Origin of the sequence: Enterobacter cloacae complex sp. SHL018, assembly GCF_049237905.1 — a bacterium.
Taxonomy (GTDB): Bacteria; Pseudomonadota; Gammaproteobacteria; order Enterobacterales; family Enterobacteriaceae; genus Enterobacter; species Enterobacter hormaechei_C.
The window spans coordinates 20370-33342 of record NZ_JBMKJE010000004.1; the positions used below are offsets into that span (position 1 = coordinate 20370).

Consider the following 12973-nt stretch of genomic DNA (forward strand, 5'->3'; position numbering starts at 1 on the left):
GAACCCTCCCGCCTCCCTTAGGCCACATATTCCGGTTTCATATCATCGAGGGTGATGCGGTACTTATCGTGCAATTCATCACCCAAGTGCCGTTTAGCCGCCAAGAGCATCTTTTCAACTTCCTCGAAGCGTTCTCCCGCACCTTCCACTCCCGGTTTTGGAAGTGCTTTGATAGCTGTATCAACTTTGTTTTTCGCATTCACAAAGTGGTACCGGCGCGTAGCTTTGTTTTTCAGTTCGGTGTGCAATGCTGCACCCAGTACGGATTTAGAAGCATTGATGTCGTTTCCGACGGTAGTGGCATCGTCCAGAGTTTCAGCAGAATCAATCCGTTTACGGTATTCATCAGCCAAAGTGTCGATATTTACTGAGGACTGCTGCGCGTTCTGTGTGGTAGATAAGTTGTCATCAGTAATTTCAGTCAAACTTATGTGCTGCACAGGGGCAGGGTTTACCTCCCGTTCTTCACGCCGATCATCCAGCTCGTCCGGGGTATAAACGCCCAGAATCACATCCGGGCAGAACAGGCGGGCCCAGCGCTTCACTGCGAGATATGCAAGCTGCTGGCGCGGGTCGTCAGCCCAGAGCGTTGAGTTACGGGTGCGAGCCTGAGCCAGCAGTAAATCGAGTTCTCTCGGCTGATCTTCACCCTTCAGGGTTGCGCGGATAATAATGCCGATCCCGGCTTCGTCAGCCAGGATCCAGCCGGGGACCCGGTACTCGCCTTTTTCGCCTTTACGAATATGGAATTTTCCAACAACTTTTTCCCATGGCCCGTACCACTCATATTCAAAGCGGCTGGCAAGCACGCCGCTACGCGAAATGACGGCATTGACCAACTGCGCTTCGTACCCGAGCACACCATTAATCAGGTGCGTCTTCTGTGCTACAGCAAAGGGATTCATCTGCCATTGTGCTGCCTGCATCGCTACGGCCATGCAATCGGCCTGATTGCCCTGAAGATGCTTAGGAACTGTCGCGGTGCCCTGAGCCATAATCTGCGCAAAAGTGCTGATGGCGTTAAGGTATTGAGAATCGAACAGTGCCACGTTGGAATTAATAACGGTGTTCTGATCAGCAACGGTAACGTTGGTATTTTGCATATATCCCCCTTATGCCTGAGTACGCAGCGCTTCGAGGCGGCGCAGGTCGAAGTCGTTCAGTTCGTCGGTGTAGTCGGCAGTGATTGGTGCTGGCCATTCACCTGTGTCGAATCCGGTTGCGATAGCGCGCATCGCTTTGCGGTACTCGAGCATGCCCAGCTCCAGCAGTTCAGCGGATGCCTCGATGATGGCGATCCAGTGGTAGTTCTCGTCTTTGTTGACGAAAATCCAGAAGAACTGGTCCAGCGCCGCGGTTTCGCAGTACATGGCTGCGCTCAGGTGATAGTCGCGGTCAATGATTTCCCGGTGCAGTCTGGCGCGCAGGCTTTCCTGCTTTACGTTCCACATGCTGATAGTTTTCAGGTCTGCGCCGATACGCACACCGTCCAGGTCGATCTCGAGGTCCGGGTGCACACGAACTTCCAGGCCCGTCTCCTCGTCAAAGCCGAAGTAACTCACCTCGACGGCACGGCTCGGGTGGGTCAGCAGCATGCTGGCGGTCGGGTGAGCCAGAAGCGCTTTTTGAATATTCAGTGCGGTGCCCAGCTGCTGGCGGGTAACCAGCACTTTCCCCTCCGGGTTATCGCGCCAGGCATCCAGCAGCTCGTCGGCAAACACGGCATCTGGTTTGACTGTCTTCACGGCCTGAATCAGATCGGCCTTAGTGCCAGATACTTTCAGCGGCTGTGGCTTCTGCGCTTCCTGCGCCACCATGTCAGGGTTGATGATCGCTAACTGCTCGAGCAGCGCGTCACGGCTGCCGCTAGTTTTAACCGGCGTCGGCAGGGTGGCGTTGTACTCTTTGATGCAGGCTTTCATTGCCGTTGCCGTCTGCTTCTGGTCTGCATCGATACGCTGGAAGTTAGCTGGCAGCGTCATATAGTTCTGCGCTGTTTCTTCCAGGCTAGCGCCCAGCGGCACCTGAGCGGGCAGCGTGGCGTTATGCTCTTCAAGAAATCTTTTGATATCGTCTGCGCTCAGCAGTACAGGCAGGCCGTTGTTGTACTCATCGATAAAGGTGCGCAGTGTCGCCGTGGTGGTGAATGCGCCTTCTGGGATACCGCATCCTTCGTAATTTTGTTCGAATCTATCATTCAGCAGGAGCCGCATAATGAACCTCGAATCAATCGCTAAATATTTCGCGCCAAAATCACCGATGTTCAGTGACTCCTCGAGGGCGACTGCCACCGACAATCTGACCGGAACTGATGTTATGACCGCGCTTGGACTGGTTAACGCCAAGTGTGGGTTTGGATTCGATTTATACCTTGCAAAAATTGGTATCAGCAGCCCTGACCGGGCAATGGAGGCGCTTTATGGAGCATCGTTGGTCCTATGCCGACGCTTTAAATCAGTTACAGAACTCGATGAAAAAGTCCGGCAGCGCGTTCTCGAAATTATGTGTGCTTTTGCATACCAGGATTACGCCCGTAGTGCGGCAAGCGTTCGCAGATGTGACTGCTGCGATGGTAGCGGGTTTACCGAAGTCGAGGTATTCACCAACAAAATCCATTACCCTGACGGCAAGCCGCCAAAATGGGCAAAAGTTACAAAGGGTGTTTACCCCTCATACTGGGAAGAGTGGAAATCAGTTCGGGAGAGAGCGCGCGTTCTGTGCAAAGCGTGTAACGGCAAAGGCGTTATCAGCAATGCGTGTCGCTGCCACGGGAAAGGGAGGGTGCTGGATAAGAAAAAGACAGAGGAACAGGGCGTGCCGGTCATGAAGGTGTGTGACCGTTGCACGGGGAGAGGTTACGCCCGGCTAAAATTTTCCAATGTGCTGGAGGGCGTCCGCACCGTATGGGATGTAAAAAAAACCACCGCTTACGGTCAGCTGCAACCGCTGTTTGAATTGCTGGTGGAAGAATGCCACAGGCAAGAAGGTTATGCAGACAGCGCCTTAAAGGCAGTTACGATGTAGGCTGATTTTCTATAAAGCTCAATTGTCAGAGAAAAAAGGTGTTGAGGTCTGCGGAATTTTCGGCTAGCATCAACTCTAATGCTGGGAATCCGTTCATTCGTTCCGACCAGCAAGAAATCCTTAAAGCCCTGCGGTTAATACCGCGGGGTTTTTTCGTTTTAAACACAACGGAAAGCCTGCTTTCATGCCCTTCTTAGGCGTGACACTAAGCATTCGGGAGAGCTGGCTTCCCGTTATGAGCAAAAGGTCATTTCTGATGGCCTTTGACAGAGTGAATTTTTTCATCAGTGCTATAGTTTTTATGGCATTTGATAATGCTCTCGATACTGATAACACTGGGTGGGGTATACACCCGCTTCGCAGAGACAACTGCATGACCCATGACCAGCAACTCATTGCTGGTCTTTTTTTTCCGCCATTAGCTCAACTGGAAAGAGCACGGAGCTTCTACCTCTGTGGTTCGGGGTTCGAATCCTCGATGGCGTACAATTAAGCACAACAACATTAGTTTACTGAAGGCTACCATCCGGCGGCCTTTTATATGCTCTTGACTATGCAAGCATAAAATAGTGAAAAAAGCTTGCTATGTGTTTTGATCGCTGTTTATTATGCAAGCATATTTTACGGAAAGGTGCTTGCATATGTCAGACGATAAGAAAGATCCAAAGGGTAAAGCTAAGGGCGGGATTGCTAGGGCTAAGTCTCTTACTAAAGAGCAGCGTTCTGACATTGCCAAAAAGGCTGCTGCTGCAAGGTGGAGGGATAAAATTCACAAAGCCACCCATATGGGTAATTTCAAAGATGAATTTGGAATAGATGCTGAGTGTTATGTCTTAAGTGATGAATCGAAAACCGCAGTAGTTACTAAGGCTGGACTTGCTCGACTTTTAGGTATCGGCAACTTCGCAAGGGATGTCGATAAACTACTAAGCGCTGGTTACATGAAGGAGTTTGGTGGTCCAAGTTTAATAGCGAAAATTGAAAATCCTATTAATTTTCAATATAGTGGGCAGTCCAAAAACATCAATAACGCTCATGGGTTTGATATTGATGTGATCGTTGATATCGGAAAGGCGCTGATAGATGCAAAAAGTGCCGATGCTCTGCCACCGTCTAGAATTCCTGCTGCCGATACAGCTCAAAAACTAATAAATGCTTCCGCTAAATCAGGTATAAAAGGCGTAGCCTATGCATTGGCCGGTTATCGACCTGAAGTTCAAGAGGTAATCGATGCTTTTAAGGCATTTGTACGAGAGGAAGCCCGCCAATATGAGAAAGAGTTTCCCGACGAGTTGTATGAGGAATGGTATCGGTTATATGGACTTAATCGTCCGGAAAAAGGCAGGCCGATCCGCTTTGGACAGTTGACTAATATGCAAATTTACGTCCCACTGGCTAAGAGTAAGGGGAAGATATTAGAGCAAATTCGCGCCAGTAGGGATGAGAATGGAAAGCAATCAGATAAGCTACACCTCTTCCTTTCTGAAATTGGCGTCAAGGCCTTACGACAACACATCGGCAAACTTCTTGGCGTTGCAGCAATGAGCGACAACAAAGAGGAGTATGAGACCGGCATTGAAAAAGTTTTTGGCCGTATGAAGCCAGAATTATAAACTTTCTGCCCGGCCACCGCGCCGGGTTTTTATTGTCTAAAGTCTTTCCCAATACTGCCGATAATCTTCGTTCTGAAATTGAAAAAAATAAATATCTGCATTCGTTGCCCGCTCCCGTGCGGGCTTTTTTTATTCCCCTCATTACTGAGAGGATACACAGCTATATGAGGGGAGACCTATGTCCGATCCATTTTCCGGCACAGGGCTGGCCGGTTTAGCTTTGACTGGAGCAAGTGTTTACGGTCTATTGACCGGAACTGATTACGGTGTTGTTTTTGGAGCATTTGCAGGCGCAGTATTCTACATAGCGACAGCAGCTGACCTGAGTGTGTTACGTCGCCTGGCCTACTTCTTCGTGTCGTATATCGTCGGCATTCTTTGTTCGGGGTTGTTGGGGTCAAAACTCACATCCTGGACGGGGTACACCGAGAAGCCTCTGGATGCTATTGGTGCCGTAATAGCTTCTGCGTTAGCCGTTCAAATCCTTACGTTCCTGAACAAGCAGGACATCGGCTCGCTGGTGGCGCTGATAACGCGCCGGGGAGGTTCAGGTGGTACTAAATGACCCAACAGCAACTATCAACGCGCTGCTCTGCGCCGGAGTTGTAATTACTCTGATGTTTTACCGCCGTGGTGATTCGCGGCATCGGCCATGGATTTCGCGTTTAGCCTGGCTGATTACCGTCACTTACAGCGCTGTACCGCTGGCGTACCTGTGTGGGATTTACCCGCATTCATCATGGGCCACCATTGCGGCCAATATCATATTCCTTTCCGTGCTGGTGGCCGTCAAAGGCAACGTTGCACGTCTGGTTGATCATCTGAGGCACTAATGAACCAATCACAATTTCAGAAGGCGGCTGGTATCAGCGCCGGATTAGCTGCGCGCTGGTTTCCGCATATCGACGCCGCCATGAAGGAATACGGCATCACCGCACCGCTTGATCAGGCCATGTTTATTGCCCAGATGGGGCATGAAAGCACCAGATTTACCCGACTGGTGGAGAACCTGAATTACGCGGTTGAAAACCTGGTACCGACGTTCGGCAGCCACCGCATCACTCAACAGCAATCCGCCGCACTTGGCAGAACGGCAACGCAACCGGCAAACCAGAAAGCGATCGCCAATCTGGTATACGGTGGTGAGTGGGGAAAAGAACACCTTGGCAATCAGGTCGCTGGTGATGGCTGGAAATATCGCGGTCGTGGGCTGAAACAGATTACCGGCCTGAGCAACTATCGCAGTTGTGGCCAGGCGTTGAAACTGGACCTTGTTACTCATCCGGAGCTGCTTGAAAAGGATGAATACGCCGCGCGCTCTGCCGCATGGTTCTATGCCTCCCGCGGTTGCCTTCTTCATTCCGGCGACGTTGAGCGCGTGACACTGTTAATCAATGGCGGCCGCAACGGGCTGGATAAACGCCGTGCGCTGTTGAACCTGGCGAAATCCGTTCTGGTATGAGGTGAATGTGGGGATCGAAACGATAATTGGGCTGGTCGCATTGGTTATTTCCGCTATCGCCGGCGCTTTTGGCCTGGGCCATATTCGCGGCACCAGCAAAGCTGAAGTGAAAGCCGACCAGCAGCGCACCGAAGATAACGCAGCGGCAACGGTCGCAGCAGCCGAACGCCGGGTAGAAGCAACGAAAGAGGCCAGCAATGTACAGCAGACTGTTAACCATATGTCTGACGACGATGTTGATCGCGAGCTGCGGGACAACTGGACCCGTAAGGGTTGAGGTAGCCGATACGTCTTGCGACTGGGTTAAACCCATCTACTGCACAGCGCACGACTGGGATGTACTGGACAGGCAGACGAAGCGCGACATCCTGGCGCATAACAAAGCGTGGCAGGCGAACTGCAAGTAGGCCTTAATTGAAAGATAACTAAATAAATTTTCCAAATGGTCGTTATATAGAGAGTGTGTTTAATTAAGGGGGCAAACAATGCCTTTTCTCATGGTGTTCTTTGTTGTCATTATGGTGTTACTCCTCTGGAAGGCAGGAATACCCCAGGCTATCATTATGTTAATCATACCCATCATGTTTAGTACTTTGGGAGGTATGGTTGCCGCCGTGGGAGTAAGCGCGTTCGCTACACCTATTGTTGGAGTGCCTGTTGGAATCGTTGTATTTTTAATGTTGATGGGTAAGTTTTTATCCAGGAGGTAACCTAAATCCAATACTGAGGACAGGCATGTCACATGAATAGCTATGGTTTTCTTATGCGCATTCTTCATCTATTACAAAGCTCATCTGCTGGTTGCTAATGATGATAAAATGCAGAGTCCCATGGATTTTGGGGTAGGAAAAGCCTGGATATGATGCTAGAAATCATAACATTAAAAAGACCGTGAGATGCAGTATGAAAATCTTAGGATTGGATGAGTACAGAACCCTTCGTGAGGGAGGGACAATGAAGTATTTTGAACTGGAACGCATGCCTAACAGCACTTGGGTTGCCATTTTCGAAAGTTTGTTTGCCGAAAAGGATGAAAAGGCGTGGGTAGAGGGTTACTGCATTGTGACGAACTGCTCAAACAGTGAAGTATCCACCCGGTTCATATACTTGAAAGAAAAGTGCGAAGAAGCGAACTCTATATACAGGGTTAAGCATTCTGCACTATAACTAATTAAATAAAGTTAAACTCCTGGTGATTTGTTTGCTGCCATTTTCACTTCTTTCAGAATTGAATTCAGGTGTATGAGTTAAAAAAGACTTTTGGGCTATTAAAGGTAACGTAAATCACAGGCAAAAGATTCATCAATGTGATTGAGTGTTCATGGGACTAACAATCTTCACTTGTAAGGAATTAAGTGTAGAAGGAGATTTTATGGCACAGCTATTGATTTTTGCTGATGATGAACCTGCTAAGTTGCTGAAAATTCGAAGTTATCGGAGCAAGATTCTTTATCTGTATGCTAATAATGAGGTGAGGTGTTTGGATGTGGTGATTTTTTTTTCAACTTTTCTGAAAGGCGAAAGTGGAGCCATATTGGTGGCAGCCGACAGATACGTGAGCAGGAAAGAAATTATCGAGGCTTATGATGCTCTGATTGGTTGAAAGCAGCGAGACTGGCGCGTAGCAGTAGGATGGGTCATGCTTGGTTCTATACGTCAGTAGAGTGATACAGGAGTTCATATCGGCCAGACGAAGCGTGATGCTACTTTAATCCAGCGGGTGAGCGCTTAATATTGTTTGTCCCAACGGTTCGAACCCATTTCTGATTACCACATTCAAGCCACTGGCACTCGCTGGTGGCTTTTTTTATTGGAGTGAATAATGGCAAAACCGGACTGGGGAGAGCTTCAGCAACGGTTCCTGTCCGAACATGCCGCAACCGGCGTATCACCAAAGGAATGGTGTGAAGCGCAGGGACTGAACTACGCTACCGCCCGACGATACGCGCTATTTCGACAAAAACAACAACCCGGTAAGCGATCCGTCACTGGATGAATGCAACGGCACGCTGACGGCCTGCAAACTTCGGTTCGGCGAAAATAACCAACTCTCGTTTGGTGGATTCCCGGGAACGTCGCTGATCAGGAGCTGATATGCGTCAGAAAACAATTGATGCGATTATGGCGCATGCTGCTGCTGAATATCCTCGTGAGTGCTGTGGTGTGGTGGCGCAAAAAAGCCGTGTTGAACGTTATTTTCCATGCCGGAATTTTGCCGCGGCGCCGGAGGAAAATTTTGTCCTCTGCCCGGAAGATTACGCAGTTGCTGAGGACTGGGGTACGGTGATCGCCATCGTTCACAGCCACCCTGACGCCACTACGCAGCCGAGCGAACTGGATAAAGCGCAATGCGACTTAACGCTTTTACCCTGGCATATCGTGAGCTGGCCAGAGGGGGATTTACGCACCATTCAGCCGCGCGGAGAGCTGCCGCTGCTGGAGCGTCCTTTTGTGCTTGGTCACTTCGACTGCTGGGGGCTGGTAATGAGCTATTTCCGGCAAACGCATGGTATCGAACTCCACGATTACCGGGTTGGTTATCCCTGGTGGGAAAACGACTATCCGGACAACTTCTATCAGGATTGCTGGTACGAGTGCGGATTCCGTGAATTCGACGGGCCGCCGAAACCTGGCGATATGGTAATCATGCAGGTTCAGGCTGATAAGTGGAATCATGCGGGGATTCTGCTGGAAGGTAACATGCTACTGCATCACCTTTATGGGCATCTGAGCCAGCGCGTTCCTTATGGCGGCTACTGGATGGAAAGAACCATGAAGATACTCAGACATAAAATCTTATTAGAGTGTGGTTGAAATCTGAGCACCTCCATTCAGAGGGGGCGAAATACTACAGCAATCTTTGTTGTTCTGCATTCCAACCAAGCCATACATTTTGTGCAAAAAGTGCTATTTATGCCATTCTTGAAAGCTCAAGCTGGCTCATAGGCACCGCCTATCTCCCGAGAACGTGACAATAGTTTACTATTACCTGAGGGGTAACTTCTGCGATAGTGCTGTTAACTTTCAAAATGGTCATTGCGATCATCGTCGAACGTGGGGCTATCTTGACCAAATGAGGATTGCTTAAAAGTTATAGCTAGCTATAGAATCACTGTAGAGTGCTGCTTTCATAAATGATTTAGAGGTTCAATATGTTTAGCGAAGAAAAAGTAGCTCAGATGGCTGCTTACCTGCTACTTAAACGTGGCGGGCGCATGGCATATCTGAAGCTTATGAAATTATTATACTTGGCAAATCGCCAATCTATGATCCGACATGGACGCATGATGGGTGAGGATCGTCTCTATTCAATGCCTCATGGCCCTGTGATGTCTACTACCCTGGATTTAATCCGCGGTAGAGCAGAGACTGGCGGTGAATACTGGTATCGGCTGATTCAAACAGCGGGGCATGATGTTTGCCTGAGTGCTGATCCGCGTGAAATGGATGCTGATGAAGTGTTCGATGAATTGAGCCGGGCAGATGTCCGCATCCTCGATGAAATTTATGCCCAGTATGGTCACATGAATAGATACGAGTTGCGCGATATGACTCACCTGCGTGATGTTTGCCCGGAATGGCATGATCCTCGCGGGTCTAGAACCCCTATTGACGTGCGTGAAATTTTTTTGAATGAGGGTAAAACTCCTGAAGAAGCTGAAAATATTTTCAGGAGCATGTGCGAATCACAAGAGCTCAAGGAGTTTTCTTCTCAATTGTCATGAGCACATTTCAACCATATAAAAAAGGAACCGTTTTAGCTCCAAGCGGGCCATGCAATCATCTTCATGTGATTTGCAACGATCCTGTTTATTACCCAGTAAACGACTGTTACTGCATTTTGGTTGTTAACGTGTCCAGTATTAAGCCGGGCGTTCCTCATGATGATGCGTGTGTGCTTAACCCTGGTGACCATCGATTTATCCAGCATCCCAGTTATATAGTCTATGCCGAGGCAGTTATCTGGCGTGTCGATAATGTTGCAAGAAAGCATGCAGCCGGTGAAATAACGGCGCATGATGATATGCCAGAAGCTGCATTCGAGAGAGTACTCTCAGGCTTCGATATTTCAGAACAAGCAAAACCAAAGCACATCAGGTTTAAAGAAAAGTATTGTACGAACACGTCATTAATAGATCAGCCTGAACCGACCGATGGTTTGACAGGCACATAACTTAAACCCGCCATCTGGCGGTTTTTTGCTTTATGATATCTTACACACCCGCTTCGGCGGGTTTTTTTATGGAGTAAATATGGCAATTTCACTCGATAAAGAACCGCTCAGAACAGTCCGGCTTTATGGCGTGCTAGGTGAGCAAGCTTGAGCAGACAGTGGCGACGGCCGATACCGCACTGGGTCAGCGTATCGATAATATCAGCGTGTCTGTGGACGGCATGACGGGGGGAGTGAAGAACTCCGCTATCGCGATTATTCAGGGCAACCTGGCGCAGGTGGCCGCGCGCAAAACGCTGTCTGCATCCGTCGCTGGTAACAGCGCGCAGCTGGACCGCATTGATGAGGTGATCGTCAACGAGAAGGAGGCAACGGCGCGTTCGCTGCTGAGTTTGCAGACTGACGTGAACGGCAACAAGGCATCCATCAACAGCCTGAACGCGCACACTGAGCGATGTTGTCACCCTCGGTACCGCCGGGGTGGATGCCAGCTCAGGATACAACATCAATACAACTCTGGCGGGGAAGTGGGCCTGTATGCCTGCCATGCTGGGGCTAATTACCGGGGTTATATCGGCTGGCGGTCAGCCGCAGCCATACATGGCCATATACAAGAGCATGGCAAAACTTGAGGGAAGCAATACGCGGATATGCTAACACTACGTGGGTGGCATGATCCGTCAGGTGGTGGCTATGTGTCGTGGCAGCTTGCGTCAACCTCTCAGGGACTGAAGTATCGTCAGGGCAACGGTACAATTCAGGGCAATACTAACGTCGGGTTCTCAACGACGCACACCCTTTATTCGACGCAGAACACCACGAAAGCCAGTGATGGAACGCTTAAAGTTGCATCACCGGTGATCAAAGTATTTTCAGATGGAACATACCAGACTAACGATGAATCTGAGGGCTGCACTGTAACCCGCGTGAAAGTTGGGGTGTATCTGATCGAGGGCTGCATGGGGATGAACTCTGATGCTGCGTGGGGGGGTATTGATGGCGGGTTCGATATCCCTGAAGATCGCAACGGGCAGGCCCTGATCTGGCTGGACTATGAGGTTAATGCCGACGGGTCGGTGCTGGTAAGAACTTTTCACCGGGAATACCCGACAGCGCCGGCATTTGCGAGGAACTCACGGGAAGGTTACGCGGATGGAGACCCGGCCGATATTCCGGCCGATCAGTTTATCAGTGTCCGTGTAGAGATGCCGCAAAACAGTATCTGGAATCAGCGTGCGGCTATGGCTGAAGTTCCTGACTCATCCGCTGATTAAAGGCAGAATCATAAGGCATATCCAGGCGAACATCGATCCAACTGTTCACCGGCACGTCCATTGGTTCCCCTTTCGTTTTGACGATCTCCCCGTCATCGCTCAGCAGATATCTTCGCTTGAACAGGCGGATAGTAAGTCCGCCGCTTTCGGTTTGCTCGCCCTCAACCACACCCAGTTCTCCCATGCCTCCCGGGTCCATTGGAGGGAGGAGCTGCCATCCCTCTGACGCCAGGCCTGCCGAACCGGTCAGCATGTAAACCCCAACATCGAGGCGGGAAAGGGTTATTCCCTCCGCCTCGGCGTTCGCAGTACCGCAGCCGCACCAGATAAAATCATTTTCATCAATATCGGTGCGCTGATTCTCATTCTGAGATTTCACGATTCTGGCCATCGGCGAAGCTGCTTTCAGCGTGCCATCGGAGGCTTTAGTGGTATTTTCAGAAGTGTAAACAACTGAGCCTGGCTTCACAGACAGCATTGTTGAGAATGCATCGGTGCCGTTATTTCTTCCTGCGATTTGGTAAGAGACGGCACCACCAATGCCTGCAATACCTGCCCTGAAGCGAGGAGTACCGTTAACCATCACCGTATGAGCCCATACACTACCCACCGTTGAAAGTCCTTCAACGGTAAAAGCGTAAGGGTTGCCAGCGATACCTGCGATATTCAGAGCATTCGTTAATGTACCTCCGCTCAGGCCCAGCGCGCCAAGGTTTGAGAGTGCAGAACTGGAAGTCTTTGCACCTGTTCCTCCAAGTTCTAATGGGATGACACCATTGCTGTCTACCAAACCGACGTTTTATAGATTGCCCTGTGGCAGCCATGCCGATAACTTCACCTGATTTTATTTGTAAAAAATGTTGGGTGAATTATATGCAAATTGGCTACGTAAGGGTGTCAACAAATGACCAAAACACAGATCTTCAGCGACAAGCTCTCGAACGCGCAGGATGTGAACAGGTTTTTGAGGAAAAAATGAGCGGGACGGTAGCGAACCGGCCAGCGCTTAAAAAGCTTCTGCGAACCCTGAATGAGGGCGATACGCTGGTGGTGTGGAAGCTGGATCGCCTCGGGCGAAGCATGCGAAATTTAGTGCTGCTGGTGGACGAACTACGGCAGCGCGGCATCCACTTCAAAAGCCTTACGGACAGCATCGACACTTCCAGCCCAATGGGTCGTTTCATCTTCCACATCATGTCAGCCCTGGCCGAGATGGAGAGGGAGTTAATCGTGGAACGCACCCGGGCAGGACTGGCGGCAGCCCGGGAGAAAGGGCGCATAGGCGGCAGACGGCCGAAGTTAACCCCTGAGCAATGGGCGCAGGCTGGCAGGCTGATCGCAAACGGAGTGGACAGAAAGCAGGTGGCGATTATTTACGACGTTGCGGTGTGCACCTTGTATAAGAAATTTCCGGCGCGGTAGGGGT

General features: G+C 50.1%; 14 protein-coding genes, 1 tRNA gene and 4 pseudogenes. 16 read left to right on the forward strand and 3 right to left on the reverse strand.

Annotated elements, in window-relative coordinates:
* Window positions 1–17: 17 nt before the first annotated feature.
* Together ACOTY5_RS15725 and ACOTY5_RS15730 are read right to left on the reverse strand one after the other, a co-directional pair.
* Window positions 18–1103 (reverse strand): RecT family recombinase, encoded by a 1086-nt coding sequence (locus ACOTY5_RS15725; protein WP_045142472.1) that lies wholly within the window; start codon window positions 1101–1103, stop codon window positions 18–20.
* Window positions 1104–1112: 9 nt separating this feature from the next.
* A pseudogene (locus tag ACOTY5_RS15730) lies at window positions 1113–2162 on the reverse strand (PD-(D/E)XK nuclease-like domain-containing protein); the annotation flags it as partial.
* A gap of 52 nt (window positions 2163–2214) precedes the next feature.
* Between ACOTY5_RS15730 and ACOTY5_RS15735 the strand changes: the two are divergent.
* From ACOTY5_RS15735 to ACOTY5_RS15805, 15 genes and pseudogenes are all read left to right on the forward strand, one after another.
* Window positions 2215–3024, forward strand: a complete 810-nt coding sequence (locus ACOTY5_RS15735; RefSeq protein ID WP_045142473.1) for an antitermination protein — start codon at window positions 2215–2217, stop codon at window positions 3022–3024.
* Window positions 3025–3436: 412 nt separating this feature from the next.
* Window positions 3437–3510: transfer RNA gene (locus ACOTY5_RS15740), tRNA-Arg, on the forward strand.
* Window positions 3511–3665: 155 nt separating this feature from the next.
* Window positions 3666–4637, forward strand: coding sequence for a P63C domain-containing protein (locus tag ACOTY5_RS15745; protein WP_045142474.1), 972 nt, complete (start codon window positions 3666–3668; stop codon window positions 4635–4637).
* A gap of 178 nt (window positions 4638–4815) precedes the next feature.
* The gene (locus ACOTY5_RS15750; RefSeq protein WP_015570936.1) at window positions 4816–5202 is read left to right on the forward strand and encodes a phage holin family protein; all 387 of its coding nucleotides are present in this window, start codon (window positions 4816–4818) and stop codon (window positions 5200–5202) included.
* Window positions 5189–5470, forward strand: a complete 282-nt coding sequence (locus ACOTY5_RS15755; protein ID WP_022651286.1) for a phage holin family protein — start codon at window positions 5189–5191, stop codon at window positions 5468–5470. Before ACOTY5_RS15750 ends, ACOTY5_RS15755 begins: the two co-directional genes overlap by 14 nt.
* A complete protein-coding gene (locus ACOTY5_RS15760) occupies window positions 5470–6099 on the forward strand; it encodes a glycoside hydrolase family 19 protein (RefSeq protein ID WP_032635818.1) in 630 nt (209 codons plus the stop codon). The genes ACOTY5_RS15755 and ACOTY5_RS15760 overlap by 1 nt, the downstream gene beginning before the upstream one ends.
* Window positions 6100–6106: 7 nt before the next feature.
* Window positions 6107–6376: a hypothetical protein gene (locus ACOTY5_RS15765; RefSeq protein ID WP_032637826.1), complete on the forward strand. Its 270-nt coding sequence runs from the start codon at window positions 6107–6109 to the stop codon at window positions 6374–6376.
* Window positions 6377–7471: 1095 nt separating this feature from the next.
* Entirely contained in the window at window positions 7472–7702 is a 231-nt protein-coding gene (locus ACOTY5_RS15770; protein WP_017692897.1) for a hypothetical protein, read from the forward strand.
* Between the two features lie 219 nt (window positions 7703–7921).
* Window positions 7922–8044: pseudogene (locus ACOTY5_RS15775) on the forward strand (terminase small subunit); the annotation flags it as partial.
* A pseudogene (locus ACOTY5_RS15780) lies at window positions 8043–8192 on the forward strand (phage minor tail protein L); the annotation flags it as partial. The pseudogenes ACOTY5_RS15775 and ACOTY5_RS15780, both read left to right, overlap by 2 nt.
* Before the next feature lies 1 nt (window position 8193).
* Complete coding sequence (locus ACOTY5_RS15785) at window positions 8194–8913, forward strand: C40 family peptidase (protein ID WP_045142475.1); 720 nt, start codon at window positions 8194–8196, stop codon at window positions 8911–8913.
* Window positions 8914–9251: 338 nt separating this feature from the next.
* A complete protein-coding gene (locus tag ACOTY5_RS15790) occupies window positions 9252–9824 on the forward strand; it encodes a Panacea domain-containing protein (RefSeq protein WP_045142476.1) in 573 nt (190 codons plus the stop codon).
* Window positions 9821–10273, forward strand: coding sequence for a hypothetical protein (locus ACOTY5_RS15795; protein WP_072044163.1), 453 nt, complete (start codon window positions 9821–9823; stop codon window positions 10271–10273). The genes ACOTY5_RS15790 and ACOTY5_RS15795 overlap by 4 nt, the downstream gene beginning before the upstream one ends.
* A 137-nt stretch (window positions 10274–10410) precedes the next feature.
* Window positions 10411–10713: pseudogene (locus ACOTY5_RS15800) on the forward strand (hypothetical protein); the annotation flags it as partial.
* A 255-nt stretch (window positions 10714–10968) separates the two neighbouring features.
* Complete coding sequence (locus tag ACOTY5_RS15805) at window positions 10969–11547, forward strand: hypothetical protein (protein ID WP_230941198.1); 579 nt, start codon at window positions 10969–10971, stop codon at window positions 11545–11547.
* On the opposite strand, the gene ACOTY5_RS15810 is transcribed toward ACOTY5_RS15805, so the two are convergent.
* Window positions 11513–12337 carry a hypothetical protein gene (locus tag ACOTY5_RS15810; protein ID WP_230373254.1) on the reverse strand — a complete coding sequence of 275 codons (825 nt, stop codon included), beginning with the start codon at window positions 12335–12337 and terminating at the stop codon, window positions 11513–11515. The two genes, ACOTY5_RS15805 and ACOTY5_RS15810, sit on opposite strands and share 35 nt — an antisense overlap.
* Window positions 12338–12420: 83 nt before the next feature.
* Here ACOTY5_RS15810 and ACOTY5_RS15815 point away from each other — a divergent pair, with 83 nt between their 5' ends.
* Complete coding sequence (locus tag ACOTY5_RS15815; protein WP_045142480.1) at window positions 12421–12969, forward strand: recombinase family protein; 549 nt, start codon at window positions 12421–12423, stop codon at window positions 12967–12969.
* The last annotated feature ends 4 nt before the right edge of the window (window positions 12970–12973 follow it).

What these genes read in the sequence shown, in the direction of transcription:
- ACOTY5_RS15750 (WP_015570936.1), top strand. Translation starts at nt 4,816, where the DNA reads ATGTCCGATCCATTTTCCGGCACAGGGCTGGCCGGTTTAGCTTTGACT.
- ACOTY5_RS15795 (WP_072044163.1), top strand. Translation starts at nt 9,821, where the DNA reads ATGAGCACATTTCAACCATATAAAAAAGGAACCGTTTTAGCTCCAAGC.
- ACOTY5_RS15735 (WP_045142473.1), top strand. Translation starts at nt 2,215, where the DNA reads ATGAACCTCGAATCAATCGCTAAATATTTCGCGCCAAAATCACCGATG.
- ACOTY5_RS15760 (WP_032635818.1), top strand. Translation starts at nt 5,470, where the DNA reads ATGAACCAATCACAATTTCAGAAGGCGGCTGGTATCAGCGCCGGATTA.
- ACOTY5_RS15745 (WP_045142474.1), top strand. Translation starts at nt 3,666, where the DNA reads ATGTCAGACGATAAGAAAGATCCAAAGGGTAAAGCTAAGGGCGGGATT.
- ACOTY5_RS15790 (WP_045142476.1), top strand. Translation starts at nt 9,252, where the DNA reads ATGTTTAGCGAAGAAAAAGTAGCTCAGATGGCTGCTTACCTGCTACTT.
- ACOTY5_RS15725 (WP_045142472.1), bottom strand. Translation starts at nt 1,103, where the DNA reads ATGCAAAATACCAACGTTACCGTTGCTGATCAGAACACCGTTATTAAT.
- ACOTY5_RS15815 (WP_045142480.1), top strand. Translation starts at nt 12,421, where the DNA reads ATGCAAATTGGCTACGTAAGGGTGTCAACAAATGACCAAAACACAGAT.
- ACOTY5_RS15770 (WP_017692897.1), top strand. Translation starts at nt 7,472, where the DNA reads ATGGCACAGCTATTGATTTTTGCTGATGATGAACCTGCTAAGTTGCTG.
- ACOTY5_RS15785 (WP_045142475.1), top strand. Translation starts at nt 8,194, where the DNA reads ATGCGTCAGAAAACAATTGATGCGATTATGGCGCATGCTGCTGCTGAA.